Source organism: Salmonella sp. SAL4457, from assembly GCF_046548235.1.
GTDB lineage: Bacteria > Pseudomonadota > Gammaproteobacteria > Enterobacterales > Enterobacteriaceae > Salmonella > Salmonella enterica.
Genome location: NZ_JBGDZO010001151.1, coordinates 1 through 244, shown reverse-complemented (window position 1 = coordinate 244; position 244 = coordinate 1). Strand labels below are relative to the sequence as shown.

1 protein-coding gene is annotated in these 244 nt (G+C 70.9%); it reads right to left on the bottom strand.

All coding sequences use genetic code 11. The features are described from left to right. The coding region (locus ACLJNW_RS27770) for a DODA-type extradiol aromatic ring-opening family dioxygenase (RefSeq protein ID WP_410961805.1) at positions 1 to 244 on the bottom strand (244 nt) is incomplete at both ends.

Here is a 244-nt window from a genome sequence, read left to right as displayed (position 1 = left end):
CAGCGGCACCCAGGTGCCGTGGTCGAATGGTCGCTGTGGGTCGGCCTGGGCCGGCAGGCCGGCGGCCTGGAGCAGTTCGATCGTCCGCTGTGCCAGCGCCGGCTCGCCTTTGGCCGGGTAGCGCACGGCGTAGAGGGGCGGCGGAAAGCCGTAGAAGTCGTGCCAGATATCCGGCACCGCGGCGCCGGTTACCCGGAGGTCGTCGCTTTCCCAGTGCGCGGAAACCACCAGGATCGCCTTCGGC